Source organism: Helicobacter saguini (genome assembly GCF_000762875.2).
Lineage (GTDB): Bacteria > Campylobacterota > Campylobacteria > Campylobacterales > Helicobacteraceae > Helicobacter_A > Helicobacter_A saguini.
The window spans coordinates 101465-118654 of the sequence record NZ_JRMP02000006.1; the positions used below are offsets into that span (position 1 = coordinate 101465).

Annotated in this window: 11 protein-coding genes and 2 pseudogenes; 4 read left to right on the forward strand and 9 right to left on the reverse strand. The window is 33.1% G+C overall.

All coding sequences use genetic code 11. The annotated features are described in order from the left end of the window. Positions 1-14: 14 nt before the first annotated feature. From motB to rimO, 4 genes and pseudogenes are all read right to left on the reverse strand, one after another. A complete protein-coding gene (gene motB / locus LS64_RS05285) occupies positions 15-785 on the reverse strand; it encodes a flagellar motor protein MotB (protein WP_034572523.1) in 771 nt (256 codons plus the stop codon). Positions 786-1134: 349 nt separating this feature from the next. After that, entirely contained in the window at positions 1135-1905 is a 771-nt protein-coding gene (motA, locus tag LS64_RS05290; RefSeq protein ID WP_034572525.1) for a flagellar motor stator protein MotA, read from the reverse strand. Between the two features lie 198 nt (positions 1906-2103). Further along, positions 2104-2844 (reverse strand): annotated as a pseudogene (locus tag LS64_RS05295) (HesA/MoeB/ThiF family protein); the annotation flags it as partial. 452 nt (positions 2845-3296) lie between these two features. Further along, positions 3297-4691: pseudogene (gene rimO, locus LS64_RS05300) on the reverse strand (30S ribosomal protein S12 methylthiotransferase RimO); the annotation flags it as partial. A 205-nt stretch (positions 4692-4896) separates the two neighbouring features. On the opposite strand from rimO, the gene LS64_RS05305 reads away from it, so the two are divergent. Continuing rightward, positions 4897-5910 carry an aldo/keto reductase gene (locus LS64_RS05305; protein WP_052062545.1) on the forward strand — a complete coding sequence of 338 codons (1014 nt, stop codon included), beginning with the start codon at positions 4897-4899 and terminating at the stop codon, positions 5908-5910. Between the two features lie 88 nt (positions 5911-5998). On the opposite strand, the gene LS64_RS05310 is transcribed toward LS64_RS05305, so the two are convergent. Beyond that, the gene (locus LS64_RS05310) at positions 5999-6811 is read right to left on the reverse strand and encodes an outer membrane beta-barrel protein (RefSeq protein ID WP_052062546.1); all 813 of its coding nucleotides are present in this window, start codon (positions 6809-6811) and stop codon (positions 5999-6001) included. 138 nt (positions 6812-6949) lie between these two features. Between LS64_RS05310 and LS64_RS13175 the strand changes: the two genes are divergently transcribed. Both LS64_RS13175 and LS64_RS13180 read left to right on the forward strand, forming a co-directional pair. Beyond that, complete coding sequence (locus LS64_RS13175; RefSeq protein ID WP_237416268.1) at positions 6950-7762, forward strand: protoporphyrinogen/coproporphyrinogen oxidase; 813 nt, start codon at positions 6950-6952, stop codon at positions 7760-7762. 5 nt (positions 7763-7767) lie between these two features. Next, positions 7768-8292 (forward strand): hypothetical protein, encoded by a 525-nt coding sequence (locus LS64_RS13180; protein WP_237416269.1) that lies wholly within the window; start codon positions 7768-7770, stop codon positions 8290-8292. 48 nt (positions 8293-8340) lie between these two features. On the opposite strand, the gene trpD is transcribed toward LS64_RS13180, so the two are convergent. Beyond that, positions 8341-9984 carry an anthranilate phosphoribosyltransferase gene (trpD, locus tag LS64_RS05320; RefSeq protein WP_034572531.1) on the reverse strand — a complete coding sequence of 548 codons (1644 nt, stop codon included), beginning with the start codon at positions 9982-9984 and terminating at the stop codon, positions 8341-8343. A gap of 330 nt (positions 9985-10314) precedes the next feature. Between trpD and LS64_RS13585 the strand changes: the two genes are divergently transcribed. Continuing rightward, positions 10315-10443, forward strand: coding sequence for a hypothetical protein (locus tag LS64_RS13585; protein ID WP_272916602.1), 129 nt, complete (start codon positions 10315-10317; stop codon positions 10441-10443). A 33-nt stretch (positions 10444-10476) separates the two neighbouring features. On the opposite strand, the gene LS64_RS05325 is transcribed toward LS64_RS13585, so the two are convergent. From LS64_RS05325 to recA, 3 genes are read right to left on the reverse strand one after another with little or no spacing between them, the layout of a single operon-like run. Continuing rightward, complete coding sequence (locus LS64_RS05325; protein ID WP_052062547.1) at positions 10477-10854, reverse strand: exodeoxyribonuclease VII large subunit; 378 nt, start codon at positions 10852-10854, stop codon at positions 10477-10479. Positions 10855-10907: 53 nt separating this feature from the next. After that, complete coding sequence (locus tag LS64_RS05330) at positions 10908-15941, reverse strand: DEAD/DEAH box helicase (RefSeq protein WP_034572534.1); 5034 nt, start codon at positions 15939-15941, stop codon at positions 10908-10910. Between the two features lie 47 nt (positions 15942-15988). Beyond that, the gene (gene recA, locus LS64_RS05335) at positions 15989-17119 is read right to left on the reverse strand and encodes a recombinase RecA (RefSeq protein ID WP_081948343.1); all 1131 of its coding nucleotides are present in this window, start codon (positions 17117-17119) and stop codon (positions 15989-15991) included. Positions 17120-17190: the final 71 nt, after the last annotated feature.

The window sequence follows — 17190 nt, forward strand, 5'->3', positions numbered from 1 at the left end:
TTAAAATATAGAATCTAGTTATTTCGCATGTCCTCTAGCACGCCTTGCACTTCTTGCGTTGAGACTTTTGTGGTGTTAAAGAAGACTTCCACGCGGTTATTTACATGGCGATTGACCTCGCTATTGTTTGGCACAGCGGAGTTGTATTGCCCAAATGATGTGTAGGATAGCATTGCGGGATTTACGCCCTTGCTGATTAGATAACGCATGACATTTGCGGCGCGTTTGCCTGCTAGCTCGTAGTTGTCCATGTAGCCGCTTGGCACGGAGTTATCAGTGTAGCCCCGAATGCTGACATTTACCTCTGGCGGCAGTTTGGCAATTAAACTTGCAAGTAAGTCAAGCTCGGTTCGCGTATCTTGGTTGGCTAACTCCGCACTTCCTTGCTCAAATAAAATCTCGCTAGGTAGCCTTAAGGTCGTGCCTTGCTCGATTTGCTCTAGCAAACCGCCATCTTGGATAAGGTTAGATAGCTGCGTAATCGTAACAACGGTTGTTGGCGAGCTAGTGCTTGTGCTAGTATTTTTCTCAGTTTGCTCAGATTCTGGGCGAACGGTGCTAGGCTCAGGCGGGATAATCATAACAGGCATAGTGCGCTCCGGCATAGGAGTCGCATCAAAAATTGTGATAAAAGCCTGTGTGACAGCCTTGATACGCGAAGTATTTTGTGCTGAAATCGCATACAACGCAATAAATAACGCAAGTAGCAAGGACAAAAAGTCCGCATAAGGAACAGCCCATTTCTCACCTGCGGGGCATTCTTCGCATTTACATTTCTTTGCCATTTTGTCTCCTTTTTGAGATTGTGTTTTATAGAATCTAGATTCTATAAATTAAATATTTTGTTTTGCTCCATATACATTAAATATAGATATTTCGCTTCGCTCAAACCTAACGCCCACCCACCACCCTTTTAAATGAGTGGATAGAATCTAGATTCTATATCTTGCTTTGCTAATTCCTAAAGCCACCCTTTTAAATAAGTGGATAGAATCTAGATTCTATAATTTTAAACTCCTAACCTTATTTAATGTGATAGGCGGAATTTTATAGAATCTAGATTCTATAAATTAAGTTTCGCTTCGCTCAATATGACCTAACGTCCGCCCTTTCAAGCGGTTTAGATTCTAAAACCTATTCAAATTGTGAAATTTTCGCCTCGCCCGGTGGGATAAATCCTAGCAATTTCTGCTCTAAGTTACGCGGGTTATCGCCATTTGCGATACCTACGACCGCCTCTAAAATTAGCAATTTTTCTTTCACAATATCATGTGATTTTGCCTTCAGCTTTTGCCCAAAAGGACCAAATAACGCATACGCACTCATAATCCCCGTAACCGTCGCGGTAAATGCCCCCGCAATACCACTTGCCATCGCAGCTGGGTTATCCAAAAGCGCCAACGCAAGCATTAGACCCATAACCGCACCAACTAGACCAAATGTAGGCGAAGATTTACCCATTAGTATCCAAAAGTGCGCTGCAGTGTGGTAATAATGCTCTAGCTGCTCTACTTGTATCTCCATATCCTCACGCACATCCTTTGCCTCGCGACCATCGATAATCATTGACATCGCCTCGCGTGTAAAGTCATCCTCAAGTTGCGAAACACGCGCCTCTAGCGTAAGCAAGCCATTTTTCCTAGCCTCTGAGCTAAACTCGACCATCTGGCGAATCGTATTATTCAAATTCACCTTTGGATTTGTAAAAACGAGCTTAAACTCCTTAAACGCCGCCTTGACCGCCTTTGCGTGTGTCGCCGTCATCGCGGAGAACATCGCGGTTGGAATCACGATAAGCACCGAGCTTAAGTGAATAACATGCAAAGGGTTACCACCCTCCAAAATATCCCCAACCGAGATACTCGTAATCGACAACACAATACCCAAAATCGTTGATAAATCCATACCTATCCTCTCTTAGCAAAATTTACGCAAATATGAAACATTAAGCAAAATATATACCTTACGCATGTTAAGCCTTACCTAAGCGATATTATCTGCCTTAGATTCTATAAGATTAGAATCTATATCGACTTTTTGGTTAGAATCTTGCAAATTAGATTCTATATTAGAATCTTCATTAGAATCTTCGCTCGAAACGCCGCCACACACAGGGCAGTTTTTATTTTTTTCTAATGCAATTTTTGTAAAATCAGTATTTAAAACATCAAAAGTCAAAAGCGTATCCGTCAATAATTTGCCGATACCTAGAAAATATTTTATCGCTTCACTCGCCTGAATAGCCCCGATAATACCGGGGGTTACGCCAAGCGGACCTGTGTGGAAAAGCTCATTCATCTCTTTAGTATAATTATCATCAAAAACACACGCAAAACACGCACTTTTATGCGGGATAATAGTCATAGTCTGCCCGCGATGCCGCAATACTCCTGCGTGAGAAAAGGGCGTATTAGTCGCCACACAAGCGTTATTTACAAGGAATTTTGTCGAAAAATTATCAGTCGCATCAATCACAAAATCATAATTATGAATAAGCTCCTGTGCGTTATCCTGCGTAATTTTACTAAAATAATCATCAATTGTAATATTTGGATTTATATCATTCATTTTTGCCTTAGCGGACGCCACTTTGGACTTATTTACATCGCTTGTTGTGTGGATTACTTGCCGCTGCAGATTGCCAATCTCAATCGTATCATAATCTAAAATGCCGATGCGACCGATACCAGCCGCCGCCAGATACATACACACAGGCGAACCAAGCCCACCAATGCCAATCACCAAAACCTTTGCCTTGCTTAGCTTATCTTGCCCAGCCTGCCCTATATCATCAAGTAGCAAATGCCGCTTATACCGCTCTTGTAATGTCTCTTTGCTTTCCATAAACTTTGCCTTTACTTTTACCTTGCAATCTCACCCTTTTTAAAATCATAATTATATTATATAAAATTTAGTTTTGTGAATTTTGTGAAAAAAAATGTAAATTTTGGCGGAATTACATAAATGAAAATATTAAAATTTTTATGAGACTTTGTTTGTAAAGTTATTTTAATCCAAAATAACCAAAATTCTATTATTTAGCCTACCACTTTCCCAACTAAAATATTGTCCTTAGATTCTGTAATTTTCACATTAAAATAGCCCTCTAAATTCATAGAATCTAAAGACGTGAAAGGGGTATTTTTAGAATCTTTAGCCATTAAAATGTTAGAATTTTTAGTTTTTAAGATATTAGAATCTTCTACCCTTAAAATATTAGAATCTTTACCTTGTGAAATATTAGAATCTTTAGCCTGCAAGTTTTTAGAATCTTTATTACCCAAAGATTCCAAAAGCGAAAAAGAAACATCATTTATCAAAATCTCACCATCAATCTCGCGTCCCCACCGCACATCTCGGCTACTTAGAAACATCGGGCTAACCTCACTTTTCCCCTCAATAATGCAAGGAAAAACCTGCCCTAACATACTTTTAAAAAGCTCCTTTTGATTTTTAGCAATGATTCTTTTTATCTTATTTATTCTCTTTGTGCGTATCATTTTTGGTAGCTCCTTTAAAAGTCCCGCACGTGTGCCTTCTTCACTCGAATATTCAAACACATTCAGCCTATCAAATTTATAATCGCTCAAAAACTCACAAAGCTCCTCAAAATCGCTCTCACTCTCGGTTGGATAGCCGACAATAACGCTACTTCGCACAAACGCATTTGGAATCTTTTTCATATAATCAAGCAAAAATCGCACATCCTTATAACTGCGGTTCATATCACGCAAAACGCGCTGGCTGATATGCTGTATCGGCATATCAAAATAGTTTTGGAAAATCTCGCTATTTGCGATAGAATCAAGCAGTGCAAAGTCCGTGCTGCTTGGGTAAAGATACAAGATTCTAGCCGTCTTTATCGCACCTTGTGCTTCCACCGCGTTTATTAGCTTTAAAAGTCCATTTTTTACGCCCAAATCCAGCAAAAATGAGCTAGTATCTTGCGCGATAAAAGAAATGTCTTGAAAGCCCTGTGTAGCGAGATTTTCAAGCTCTTTTAGTATAGAATCTATGCTGCGGCTTTGCAATTTTCCTTTGAAAGTGGGAATAGCGCAAAATGAGCAAGATTGATTGCACCCTTCGCTAATTTTCACATAAGCGTGGATTTTTGAGCCTGTGATGACGCGTTTCTCATTATCATTTAGAAAGACTTTATTGCTACTTATTATTACTTTTGGCTGTGGTTTAGAATCTAATTTGGAATCTCTTTTAGATTCTATAAAAACTCCCTTAGATTCAGTGTTTTTAGAATCTTTTTTGACTTCAAAATTCGCCTTAGATTCTATAATATTAGAATCTTTTTTAGAATCTAGCGTATTTTTTGAATACAAGTTGCGTTTAGATTCTGTGATTTTAGATTCTATCATAGAATCTATTTTATTAAAATCGCCCACACCCGTCATTATATCTATTTCAGGGATAAGTTTTTTTATTTCTTGTGCGTATCGCGCGATTAGACAGCCACTTGCCACTAGCAATGCGCCCTTTTTTCGCACATTTAACGCCTCAAAAATATGCCCCAAACTCTCACTTTTTGCCGCTTCGATAAAACCGCAAGTGTTTATTATTATCACATCGGCTTCTTTGATTTCACTTGTGATTTCATACTCGCACAATCGCCCTAGCATAACCTCGCTATCGACTAGATTTTTACTACAACCAAGTGAAATTACATGCACTTTTTTCATATAGTTTTTTGTCCTTTTTGGTATTTTTTAAATTGCAGATTCTATCTTAAAATGATATATTTTTAGAATTTGTGTGAAAATGGATTTTATGTGTGATAATTTTTAAGAATACAATGCTTAAAAATCTTATTTTTTACTTGAAAAAAACATTTATATATTGTATAATCTTTTAATTTTTTTTTCTAAATTTTTCAAGGAGATTTTTATGCAAGGGAATATAAGTAGACGTGATTTTATGAAAATAGCGGGCATTACTACTGGAGCTTTGGTTGTTGGAACTGGATTATTTGATGGCATGATTGCTGCACCACATGTTGATGTACAGGGTTTTTTTAGTACACAAAGACTTAATAATGGTGTATTAATGCCAATTTTTGGCTTTGGGGCATATTCAAGGGTTCTTAGTAATGATAGCTATAAAAATTCAGAGGCTATAGTAGAAGCTATAAATATAGGATATAGACACATAGGTGTTTATAAAAGTGAGGAAGATGTTGGTGCTGGATTACTAAAAAGTGGTATAGATAGAGGAGAGATTTTTGTATCATTGCAATTGGAAGGTAAAAACATAACAAGTGCTGATGATTTTATTGAGAGTTTTAATCAAAGTTTGGCTAAATTGAAGACGAATTATGTTGATTTGCTTTGTTTGTTTTTTCCTAAAGAAGTAGATGACAAGCTTTTAAAACAGAAGCTTAGTATTTGGCAAGGTATGGAAGAATTATATAAAAGTGGTAGAGTAAGAGCACTTGGAGTAACAAATCTTAAGTATGAATTATTTAATAAGTTCTTGTCAGAATGTGAAATAAGACCTGTAGTAAATCAACTATTCTTGAACCCATATATGTTTGATGATAGATTGGTGGATGATTCTTATAATAGAAAAATGCAAGTAGCTACATTTATTCCATTTGGTTTTGGAGATGAAATATTTACAGAGCCTATCGTAACTAAAGTTGCACAAAAATATAATAAGACTCCTGCTCAAGTTATCTTAAGATGGAATCTACAAAAAGGATATACAACTCTAGCGGGTAGTGCTGACGTAGACACCATAAAAGAGTATAGTGATGTTTTTAGTTTCAATCTTGAAGCAAGAGATTTAAAAGCTATATCAAGGCTTAAAGACGTTAAAAAAGAAAGAGATAGAATCAAAGCAAGGGAAGAAGGGAAAAAGAAAAAAGATGTTAAAAAAGAGAGCTACTCTAAGAAGCAATAATAGTCATATTCTTATGTTTCTTGTGTAAATGTTTATTCTATCTTTATATGTGTGCTGTAAGTGTGTTGTTAATTATTGTCTTAATGATTTAAAACACATAACTATATCCTAAATTAAACATAAATGGGACACTAGCTTTCGCTTCTATGTTACCTACGATTGCATTATTTTGTATGATACTACCTGTAAAGCTTGGGGTTAAAATAGCGTATCTATAAGCTAACTCTAATCTATGCTTACTTTTAAAGATTGTGGAAAATCCTGCATTAAATACAAACTCAAATCCACTTCTGCTAATGGTTGTATAGGCATTAGCACCTACTGCTTGGGAAATACTAGGCTGTTGCGTTGGCTGCATTACATATCCACCACCTATTCCAGCAAATAATCCAAGACTTAGTCCTTCGCTACTATTATTGTAAAAATCATACAAAAAATCCATATTAAACAAAAACTCATGCGAATTGCCCGTGCTAAGATTACCTACATAACTATTACTTGGATCAATCCTATCTGCACTAACTACGCTCATAAACGCATAATGATAATCTCCTTTTATACGCATCCCAAATGATTTATGAAAATACAGCACGTACCCTAATGAAATACCAAAATCCATAATAAAATTATCAGAATCTTTTTGTATGTTTAAAGTCTTAATACCAATATCAGCACCTAACATAAAGCCTGTTTTACTATTTTTAGTAATTTCTTTAGGTGTTACAGGTTGAGATTTTGCATATACATTTTTAAATGGCTTTGAAAACCCCACATTACCCATACACATTACTAACACAAGTGATAACATGCCTTTTACACCTATATTTCTCGAGCTTTTATTGTTAGTTATCTCGTATTTTTCATTCTCAACACAGATTTTATCTTGCACCACATTTCTCATATCTAACCTTTGTAATAATATTTGTGACAAATCGACTTTTAAGACTTTAATTTTAGTTTTTAGATTCTATATCTGCTTATTTATAGAATCTAAAATTTTACAAAGTAAAATATATTTATCTCAACAAAAAGGACAAATATGAAAGTAGTGATTTTAGGGGCGGGGATAGCTGGGCTTTCAGCTGGTTATCATTTAAAGCAAAAGGGTATAGAAAGCGTGATTTATGAAAAAGATTCTACATGGGGTGGGCTTTGTGGGAATTTTGTCGTGGATAATTTTTTGTTTGACAAGGCTGTGCATTTATCCTTTGCTAAGGATAAATATGTGCAAGATTTCTTTGCAGATTCTACCGAATTGATTAAACATATACCTGTGGCATATAACTATTATGAGTCTAAGTGGCTAAGACATCCTGCACAAAATAATTTAGCTCCGCTTGATAGCGATGAAAAAGTTGAAATCATAAATGATTTTATAGAAAATAAAAACACAAAAAGACGCGTAAATGATTATGCTGACTGGCTTATCGCGCAATTTGGCGAAGTTTTTGCTACAAAATTCCCCTTTAAATACACGCGAAAATACTGGTGTAAAGAGGCGCAAGAAATGGGCGTAAAATGGCTAGAATCTGCCGCTGGTTCAAGGTTTTATAAGCCAAATATGAAAGAAGTGCTAAAAGGTGCGTTTGAAACGCAAGATTTTAATTTCTACTACGCAAAAGAAATGCGTTACCCAAAATCAGGTGGCTACAAAAGCTTCTTTAAAAAGGCGCAAAAAGAGTGTAATATTGCCTATAATAAGGAAGTTGTAGGGATAGATTCTAAAGAAAAGATTTTGTATTTTAAAGATGGCACAAATGATAATTATGACAAACTCATTTCAAGCCTGCCACTGCCACTTTACGCGGATTTATTATCACTTAGAAATGTTACGGGGGGGGGGGGGGGGTAACACCCTTGCGGCGTAAAGATTCTATAAAAATCACACAAAAAATAATAGATACCGCAAACAAACTGCAATACACAAGCGTAGCCCTAATTTCACTAGGTTTTAACAAACCACAAATTCCAAAATATTTATGGTTTTACATTTATGATGAAGATATTTTGCCTGCTAGATGCTACTCGCCAAGCATTAAATCACCACAAAATACGCCAAAAAATACAAGCTCAATGCAGTTTGAAATCTATTTTACTCGTGAAAAACCCTTGAAAATAAAGGGCGAAAAGCTAATAAATCACGTGGTAGAAAAGGGCGTGAAAATGGGGCTTTTTAAGAGCGAAGATATATGCGTAAAAGACTTTCGCATTGCACCTTTTGGCAATGTGACGTTTTATAAAGGAATGGAAAAAGATAGGAAGATTCTATTAGATTTTTTGGCAAAAAATGAGATTATCCCTATCGGTCGCTTTGGCAAATGGGAATATTTATGGAGTGACGAAGCCTTTTTGAGTGGCAAAAACGCAACGGATTTAATTTAGATTCTATAATTTGGGGTTAAAATATTGATTAGTTCTAACTAGATTACATTACATATTGCTTAATCTTACAAAAGATTCTAGGGTCTTTAGGGCGGATTTAGTTTTTAGGTGTTCTTTGGCTTGGTGGAAGCCAGATTCTATGCTTTTGGCAATGTTGTAAAGATACAGGCTTGCGCCGACATTTAGGGCGACTAAGTTAGCTTTTGGGCTATCAACTCCGCTTAGAATCTCCATTGTAATTTCTACATTTTTTGCCACATCGCCGCCCTTTAAATCATTGAAATTAACTAAGCCTATTCCATGCTCTAAAGGGTTAAAATCATAATTTATCACTTCGCCATTTTTCAGTTCGCTAACTTTTGTGATACCACACAGGCTAAATTCATCGATGCCCTCGCTATATGAAGTCTTGCGTTTTTTAGAATCCAAATTCTTAGAATCTTTAGAATCTACCAGCCCATGCACCACCATAGCCCTTTTACAGCCAAGACTGCCAAGCGCGGATGCCATAATAGATGAAAAGCTAGAATCAAACACACCGATAAGCCGAAAGTCCGGTTTCAGCGGATTACTTAAGGGACCTAGCAAATTAAAAATACTCTTAAACCCTAGCTCACGGCGCGCACCTTGCACGTGCTTTAAGGCGCTATGAATGCGTGGGGCGAAAAGAAAAGTTAGCCCGATTTCCTTATAGCACTTCAAAGCCGTAGATAGCGACATATTGATATTTACGCCAAGAGCGGAGAGCAAATCAGCCGAGCCACTTTTGCTAGTAATTGCGCGATTGCCATGCTTTACCACTTTCACGCCCATTGACGCTAGGACAATCGCGGCTGTGCTAGAGACATTAAAAGTCTTACGCGCACTCCCGCCCGTGCCGACAATATCAAAAAAATCGTTGCCATCAATATCAAACGAAGCCGCCTTTGCCACAAGCAAACTAGAAAACGCCGCTAACTCATCACTTGTAGGCTTTTTAATGTAAAAACTCGTAATAACGCTGCCTAGCTGGGCTGGGGTCAAGTCATTCTCCGCGATACACTCCATCAAATCATAGCTTTGCGTAAAGCTCAAATCCTGCAAATCGGCTAGTTTATGCAAAAAAGTCTTAAGCGGAATGCTATTTCGCTTGTAATTTATAAAGTTCAAAAGCATTTTTTCGCCGTGTTCCGTGCCGATAGATTCAGGGTGAAACTGCAGTCCATAAAGGGCATATTCCTTGTGTGCGACTGCCATCACTTCATTATCATCGCTAAAAGCAAGGATTCTAAACTCATTTGGAATATCTTTTGCTTTCGCCACAAGGCTATGATAACGCGTAATCGCCACACCCTGCGGAATGTTGGTAAATATAGAATCTTCGCTATGATTTAGCGGTGAAACCTTGCCATGCACGATATTTTTGGCATTTACAATCGGCACACCAAAGGCATGGAGTATCGCTTCATGCCCTAAGCAGATTCCTAAAATCGCATACTCGCCTTTCAATTCACGCACAATATCAAGGCAGATTCTAGAATCTTGCGGCGCATTTGGACCTGGACCTAAGATTATGTGGCTAGGATTTAACGCACGTATATCATCGATGCTTATGCTATCATTGCGTTTTACCACCACATCAAAGCCTAGCCTTGCGACCAACTGATAAATATTATAGGTAAATGAGTCGTAGTTATCGATTAGTAGTATCATTTAGAATCCTTAAAGTTTCAAAAATCTTATTGTAGCAATTTTATGCGTAAAATATAAAATCTTAGATTCTAAACACATAGAATCTAGATTTAACATTAGCCTTTTAATAATTAGATTCTATAATTTTTAGGAATGTGTTATCATATTTCCCTAATTTCTTTTCTTATACACTTGCTTGTTTTTTTACCATTATTATCAAAATGCCCATTTTGATAACTCGCTATAAAACCTCTTTTTTTTTCGTAGTCCAAAGCCCTAAAATCACCATAATATTCTCAAATGATATTAAGCTCAAGACAAATTAAGCTCTTTTGTAATGGCCTTTAAGTTATGATTATGACATTTGAAAAGTCGATAACTTGTGCAAGTCTATTAAGCTATGGCTTAGAAGTATCCGCCAACATGAAGCCTTTGCAAGTGTGGCTATGGAATATTAGCTTTAAACCGATATACATATAATCAAACAGAAGTTACAGTAGATAGCGATGTAGGTTAAAGGCTAACAAATGTGCCTCTTTGCTCATAAAGTTTTATTTCGCCTTTTGCGATGATTTTATCGCCATTTTTTAGCTCGCGAGAAATGGGACATTTTTTGTTGCGAAAATTAAAAAAAGTGCAAGATAACATAGAATTTTCATCTTTTAAACTAAAATAAATATGCCCATTTGTCTTTTGCAAAGTAAAGCCGCTAATCTCGCCTATAACCTCGACATAAGGGAAATCAGATTCTATAGCGCTTTTAATCTGGCGTGTGATTTCGCTTACCTGCAGCGGCTTTTGTGCTTTTGGCGTTTTTAGAGAATTAGATTCTGTAATATTTATAGAATCTAGCGGATAATTTGGATATGAATTTAGCGCGTAATTTGGCATTTTTTTCCTTAAAATTTAATTTGACTAGAATTGTATAATTTTTATTTTAAGATTTATTTTGTCATTGTGATTTGGCATAAAATTTGTGTGTATGTTTTGTTTGTTTTATCGTCATAATAATCCACTATATACATAACTTTTGCTTTAGAATCTAGTTTGTATCCCATTTTTTCATTATCTTCTATTTTCTTAATAAGTTCATTTGAAGACACAGCGATTATATAATCATATTTATAAAAATAATATACTTTATGATAGTAACATATCTTTTTTCCATTTGAAATTGTATAATCGCTTAGGTAATATTTCCCTTCTTTAACTTTTATTTCATCACCCACATTAACTTTAATAATCAACGTATATTTTCCATTGTTTTCGCTCTCTTTTACCATTTCTCTTATGTGTGTCTTTTTATATATTTTCTCTGGTTTTTCTATATGTTCCATTCTTGTTAAAACAACATCACGGAGACCCATAATAAATGAAATTTTATCAGCCTTATTAAAATATATATTTCTATAATCTTTAATATTTATATTGTCATTAGATTCTATAAACTCAATTTTTTTATAACTTTCTAAATTTTTAGAATCTAAAATATGTATATTTAAATTTTCTTTTGCTCGTGTGATAGCCATATATATCAATCTTATTTCAAAAGCATTATCAATTTTTTTACCTTTTGTTGTTATTAATTCTTTTAAACCAAAATACACAATATCAAATTCCAAGCCCTTTGCTTTATGCATTGTGCTAATTGTGACATTTGCGTGAGTTTGCAATGAATATAAATCTTGATATTTTATAAATTCATAAAAATTATCTCTAAAATCTAGCTCATATATTTCAAAAGCATTTTGTAATAATTGATAATTTTGTGTATTTTTATATTTCTGCAATATTTCTTTTTTAGAATCTTTATAGCTTTTTTCCTTTAAAAGATTTAAAAAATCTTGAAATTCTACAAGTTTTATAACACTAAAGCTATTATTTGACTTATGTGTTTTAGATTTAAGCACACGAAAAGAAATATCTTTAGCATTTAAAATCTCACAAAATTCATCCACCTCCTCGTTTTCCCTAAAAAAGATTCCAAAGCTTTTCCCTTGATTTTTAGAATTTTTTAGCTGTGAATCTAGGATATTTGCAATATTTATCATGTAGTCATTTTTGTAATATGTTATATTTATTTTGCCATTATTTTGCGTGTTAGATTCCATATTAGATTCTATATTTTCATCTATATATTTATTTTTATATAAATTTGCAAAAGAAATGATATTTTTGAGACTTCTATAATTTATATTTAAAGGTTTTGTGTGGAATTTTTTATCACTAGATTCCATAAAGCCATTTATTATATTTTGTATATATTTTTCTTTATTTTCTATGCTATTTTCACCACTTTCATTATCATAGTCATTTATCATTTGCAATGTATCGCCAACGCCTATAAATTCCCTGCTACTAGGCATTTTATCATATATCGCTTTAAAGAAATGATAGAATTTAGAATCTATATCTTGCAATTCATCAATGGCAAAAATATCATATTCTAAATTAGATTCACTTTCTTGTAAAATTTTAGTTGCTTCAATAATTGCTTTTGTGTTACTTGGTGTTTCCATAGAATCTAAATTTTTCCCTAAAATATTTAAGGCAAATTTATGTATTGTAGAAATTTCAATATTATTATTACTTAAATTCAGCTCTTTTAATCGAGTATAGATTCTAGCTTTAAATGAATTTAGTGTGCTATTTTGATGTGTTAGCATTAGTATTTTTTTATCTTTATTTTCGCTTAATATTTTTAGAATCTTACGCGTTAGAATCTCAGTTTTACCGCTACCAGCGCGAGCTAAAATCACCATAGAACCATTCGTATTTAAAATATTTTTTTGCTTTTCATTTAAATTATCATATAAAATTTCAATTTTAGAATCTTTTATGTATTTTTCCTTAAAAGATTTCATTTCTAATTCAAAATAATCTGTTATAAAATTATCAATATTGTTAGAATCTTTGCTTAATCTTTCTAAAAAATCTTTAAAAATATATATAGAATCTAGCTTATTTTTATAATATTTCCCTAAATTTTCCTCATATAATTTTGGTGTATATTCTATATTTTTTAAGATTTGTATTTCATATCTTTTGTATGAAAAAATGCAAGATTTATTTAGTCTAATATTATTAGATTCTAAATGTTCTAATATATTTAAACACGAGTGTAAGCCACTTTGGCTTACTTTACTTGAAAAATCTTTATTAAAAGATTCTAACATTTCTAATTCACAAAATATAATTTCGCTTGTTTTTTTAGAATCTTCTTTCTTTTTATCTAAAAAATCAACAATATATTCACATAATTCTTGACGCTTTTTTAACATTTGACTTAATTCATTAAAATTATCCAAATTAAATTTACAAGAAAATTTTTTAGATTCTATAATTTCAAATATTTTAGAATCTTTTGTATTATTTTCTAAAAAATTATCTAAGAAACTAAAACTTTTTAGTATATTTTTATATAAATTTATATCGTTAAAATTCGCATCTTGCGGGTTTCTCAAGCTTTTAAAATTAATTTTATTATCTTTTGCATTTCTTATAGAATCTAATAAGAAATTTTCTAATTGTATATATTCATTTAATTTTTCTTTTACACTTTTATTATAAAATATGCTTATATCATTTTTGTATTCTATAAATTTATGTGCTTTCAATTCACTTAAAATATCGTTTATATACTCACGTGGCAAGCTTAAATCTATAAATGCTTTTTCTATTTCCACTTCATTTATTTCTTTTAAATTTAATAAATATTGCATAAATTCAATCATATATTTTCTTATTTTTTCATTCATTATTTCGCCATTTTTAAATTTTAATGTTTTTATAGAATCTATATTTGTATTTTCTATATTTATTGATGTGGCAAATACATTTATGTAATCTTTTTTGCGTTTTAAAAATTGTAATTTTTCTAATTCTAGCAAGGCTGTTTTTGCGTTTTGCTCGCTACTTTTGCAATATTTAGCTAATGTCCTAGGAGTTAAAAATAGGCTATCTTTATATGTTTTATTTTCTATTTTCAAGCGATTATTTAAAGCATTTGCTAAATTTTCTATATTGCTAAAAGATACAGAATTTTTTATGATTTTAGATTCTATATCGCTAAAATCATCATTGCTAAAAAGCACTTTGCATTCACATTCTTTTCCATCGCGACTACCACGACCGCTCTCTTGCAGATAGGATTCTAAACTATCGCTTAATGTGTAGTGAATAACGCTTCTAATATTTTTCTTATCAATGCCCATACCAAAGGCAGATGTGGCAATGACAATATCAATTTTATCATCCATAAAATCTTTTAAAATCTGTGTTTTATTTCTTATATTTTTAGAATCTAATTTAGATTCTATATCCTTATCTAAATTCGCATAAAAAGATTCTATAACTTTATCTTTATATTTTTTTTGCAATTTTATTTTTAGCTCTTTGCAATCATTAATGCTAAGTGGCGTGTATATCAGCATAGGAGCGTGTTTATTTGGCTTTAGCTCTTCTATTATTTCGCATAATTTTTCAAATTTAGATTCTATATTTTCACAAAAAATTGCACTATATTTTAGCTCATTTCTTTTTTTAGCTTTATTTATTATTTCTAAATTTATATCTAATTTTTCTTTAAAATGGCTTTTTATTTCATTTATCGCTTCTTTTTTACAAGTCGCACTAAATAAAGAAATAGGAATTTTGTATCTTGTTTCTTTAGAATCTAATTTAAATTCTGTATTTTCTAGCTCATTAATTGTATGTGAAATAAAAAAATAATCATGCCTAAAATCATGCCCCCAAGTGCTAATACAATGTGCCTCATCAATGATAAAACGAGCAATAATTCTAGCTCTAAGTGCATAAAATATAGAATTATTTCTTAAAGATTCTGGCGCTATAAATAATAAATCGATATTTCCATTTTTAATATTTTCTAAAATTTCTTTCTTTTTTATAGAATCTAAGTCGCCATGATAGGCTTTCACATTAAAATTTTTTATATCTTTAAAGCTATTATAATGGCTTTGCATTAATGCTTTAAGTGGCGAAATTACCACATTTAAGCCCTTGTAAGATTTAGTGGCAATTAAAGCTGGTAACATAAAACATAAAGTTTTCCCACCGCTAGTTTGCAATATTGCAAATGTTGAATTTTTAGCGTTATTTTTTAAACTAGATTCTATAATTTCTTTTTGATTAAATTTAAAAGTTTTAAAATCTTTTAGAATCTGTTTTGCATTAGATTCTAAATCTTTGATATAATTAGTATTAAAAGTTAGCTTTTGTAGAATTTCAATAACTTTATAATGATTTTCTAAAATATATCTAGAAATGGATAAATTATCATTTTTTTGGAGTAAAAATGACAAACATAAAGCTAATTCTAAATTATATTTTTTAGAATCTAGCATTTCTTTTAAATAATTAACATCTTTGATTCTATGTTTTTTATCAAGTTTTTTAATATTTTCATATATTTTTTGTACTATTTTAGAATCTAATTTAATCTTTTTATATGAAAAATAACCCTTAAAATATTTATTTTCAAATAATAAAAATATAAAAATTTCTTTTAAGTTAGATTCTAAATTATCAAACTTTTTATCAATTTTATTAAATTTTTCATAAGTTTCAACGCAGTCTTTAAATGGATTATTTTTAGAATCTTTATCTTTTTTATATGCTTTTTCTAGAGCGTGTTTTTCACACGGGCTTAATAAAAGCGAAACATACAAAGTGTCAATTATTTCCTTAGAATTTAGCCTATTTTTAAGAAATGAAAAATTATGTATTTTATTAGAATCTAACCTGCTTTTAAGAAATGGCAAATCATGCTTTATAAAATTATGCCCACAAATATATTCTATATTATATTTTTGCAGAATATCATTTATCTTTTTTATAGAATCTTTACCTTTAAAATATGACTGAGACTCTTTATCAAATTTTTTATTATCAATAAAGATTCCATATTCATTAGAATCTACCTCAATATCAATAAACGCAATTTTTGACACACCCACACTTTGCCTTTTAGAATCTATCTTTTTAGATTCTAACCTTTAGAATCTTATTTACCCTTTTTACTCTCTTTTGTAGAATCTTTTGATGTTTCTTTTGGTGCTTTTTCTGCGGTGGCGATTTCTTTTTCATTCGCGTTTATTTCCTCATCCTCTGGCTCATCTGGCAAGGGCATTATCTCATCGCTCGTGCCGATTTGCTCTTTTATCTTATTTGCGATTTCATTTGCAATGTCCTTATTTTCTTTCAAAAACACTTTCGCATTCTCACGCCCCTGCCCTATTTTCTTATCGCCGTAACTTAGCCACGCCCCGCTTTTATCGATAATATCAAGCTTTACGCCATAGTCGATGATTTCGCCCTCCCTACTAATGCCCTCGCCAAACATAATATCAAACTCAGCCTCGCGAAATGGCGGTGCAACCTTATTTTTTACGACTTTAACCTTAGCGCGATTGCCGATAATGCTGTCATTTTGCTTTAGCGTGGCAATTTTTCTAATATCAAGGCGCACACTTGCATAAAACTTTAGTGCATTCCCACCAGTGGTGGTTTCTGGGCTGCCATAGCCCATCATACCGATTTTCATACGAATTTGATTGATAAAAATTAACGTGGTATTCATCTTATAAAGCACACTCGTAATCTTGCGAAGTGCGTGGCTCATAAGACGCGCTTGAAGCCCGACATGCTGGTCGCCCATATCCCCGTCAATCTCAGCCTTTGGCGTAAGCGCGGCGACAGAATCTATAACGACCAAATCAACCGCCCCACTACGCGTAATCGTCTCTAAAATCTCCAAAGCCTGCTCGCCATTATCAGGCTGACTAACAAGCAGATTCTCAATATCCACGCCAAGATTTCGCGCATAATACACATCAAGGGCGTGCTCAGCGTCAATAAAGGCACACACGCCGCCAGCCTTTTGACACTCGGCGATAATCTGCAAAGATAGCGTAGTTTTCCCACTAGACTCAGGTCCGTAAATCTCGATAATGCGACCCTTAGGCACACCACCGATGCCAAGTGCCAAATCAACGCCAAGACTGCCTGTGGAGATAGAATCTATTTTCTCAACCTGCTTATCACCAAGCCGCACAAGCATTCCCTTGCCAAAGGCTTTGTCAATCTGCTTTATCGCGCTCTCTAACGCCTTAAGTTTATTAGAATCTATCGCCATTTTTCTCGCCTTTTTTGTAAATTTTTGTGAATTGTAAAAGGAGATTCTAGCATTAGAATGTTAGATTTTAG

Coding starts and splice junctions, on each gene's coding strand:
- motB (WP_034572523.1), bottom strand. CDS start 785: ATGGCAAAGAAATGTAAATGCGAAGAATGCCCCGCAGGTGAGAAATGG.
- motA (WP_034572525.1), bottom strand. CDS start 1,905: ATGGATTTATCAACGATTTTGGGTATTGTGTTGTCGATTACGAGTATC.
- LS64_RS05305 (WP_052062545.1), top strand. CDS start 4,897: ATGCAAGGGAATATAAGTAGACGTGATTTTATGAAAATAGCGGGCATT.
- LS64_RS05310 (WP_052062546.1), bottom strand. CDS start 6,811: ATGAGAAATGTGGTGCAAGATAAAATCTGTGTTGAGAATGAAAAATAC.
- LS64_RS13175 (WP_237416268.1), top strand. CDS start 6,950: ATGAAAGTAGTGATTTTAGGGGCGGGGATAGCTGGGCTTTCAGCTGGT.
- trpD (WP_034572531.1), bottom strand. CDS start 9,984: ATGATACTACTAATCGATAACTACGACTCATTTACCTATAATATTTAT.
- LS64_RS13585 (WP_272916602.1), top strand. CDS start 10,315: ATGATTATGACATTTGAAAAGTCGATAACTTGTGCAAGTCTATTAAGC.
- LS64_RS05325 (WP_052062547.1), bottom strand. CDS start 10,854: ATGCCAAATTACGCGCTAAATTCATATCCAAATTATCCGCTAGATTCT.
- recA (WP_081948343.1), bottom strand. CDS start 17,119: ATGGCGATAGATTCTAATAAACTTAAGGCGTTAGAGAGCGCGATAAAG.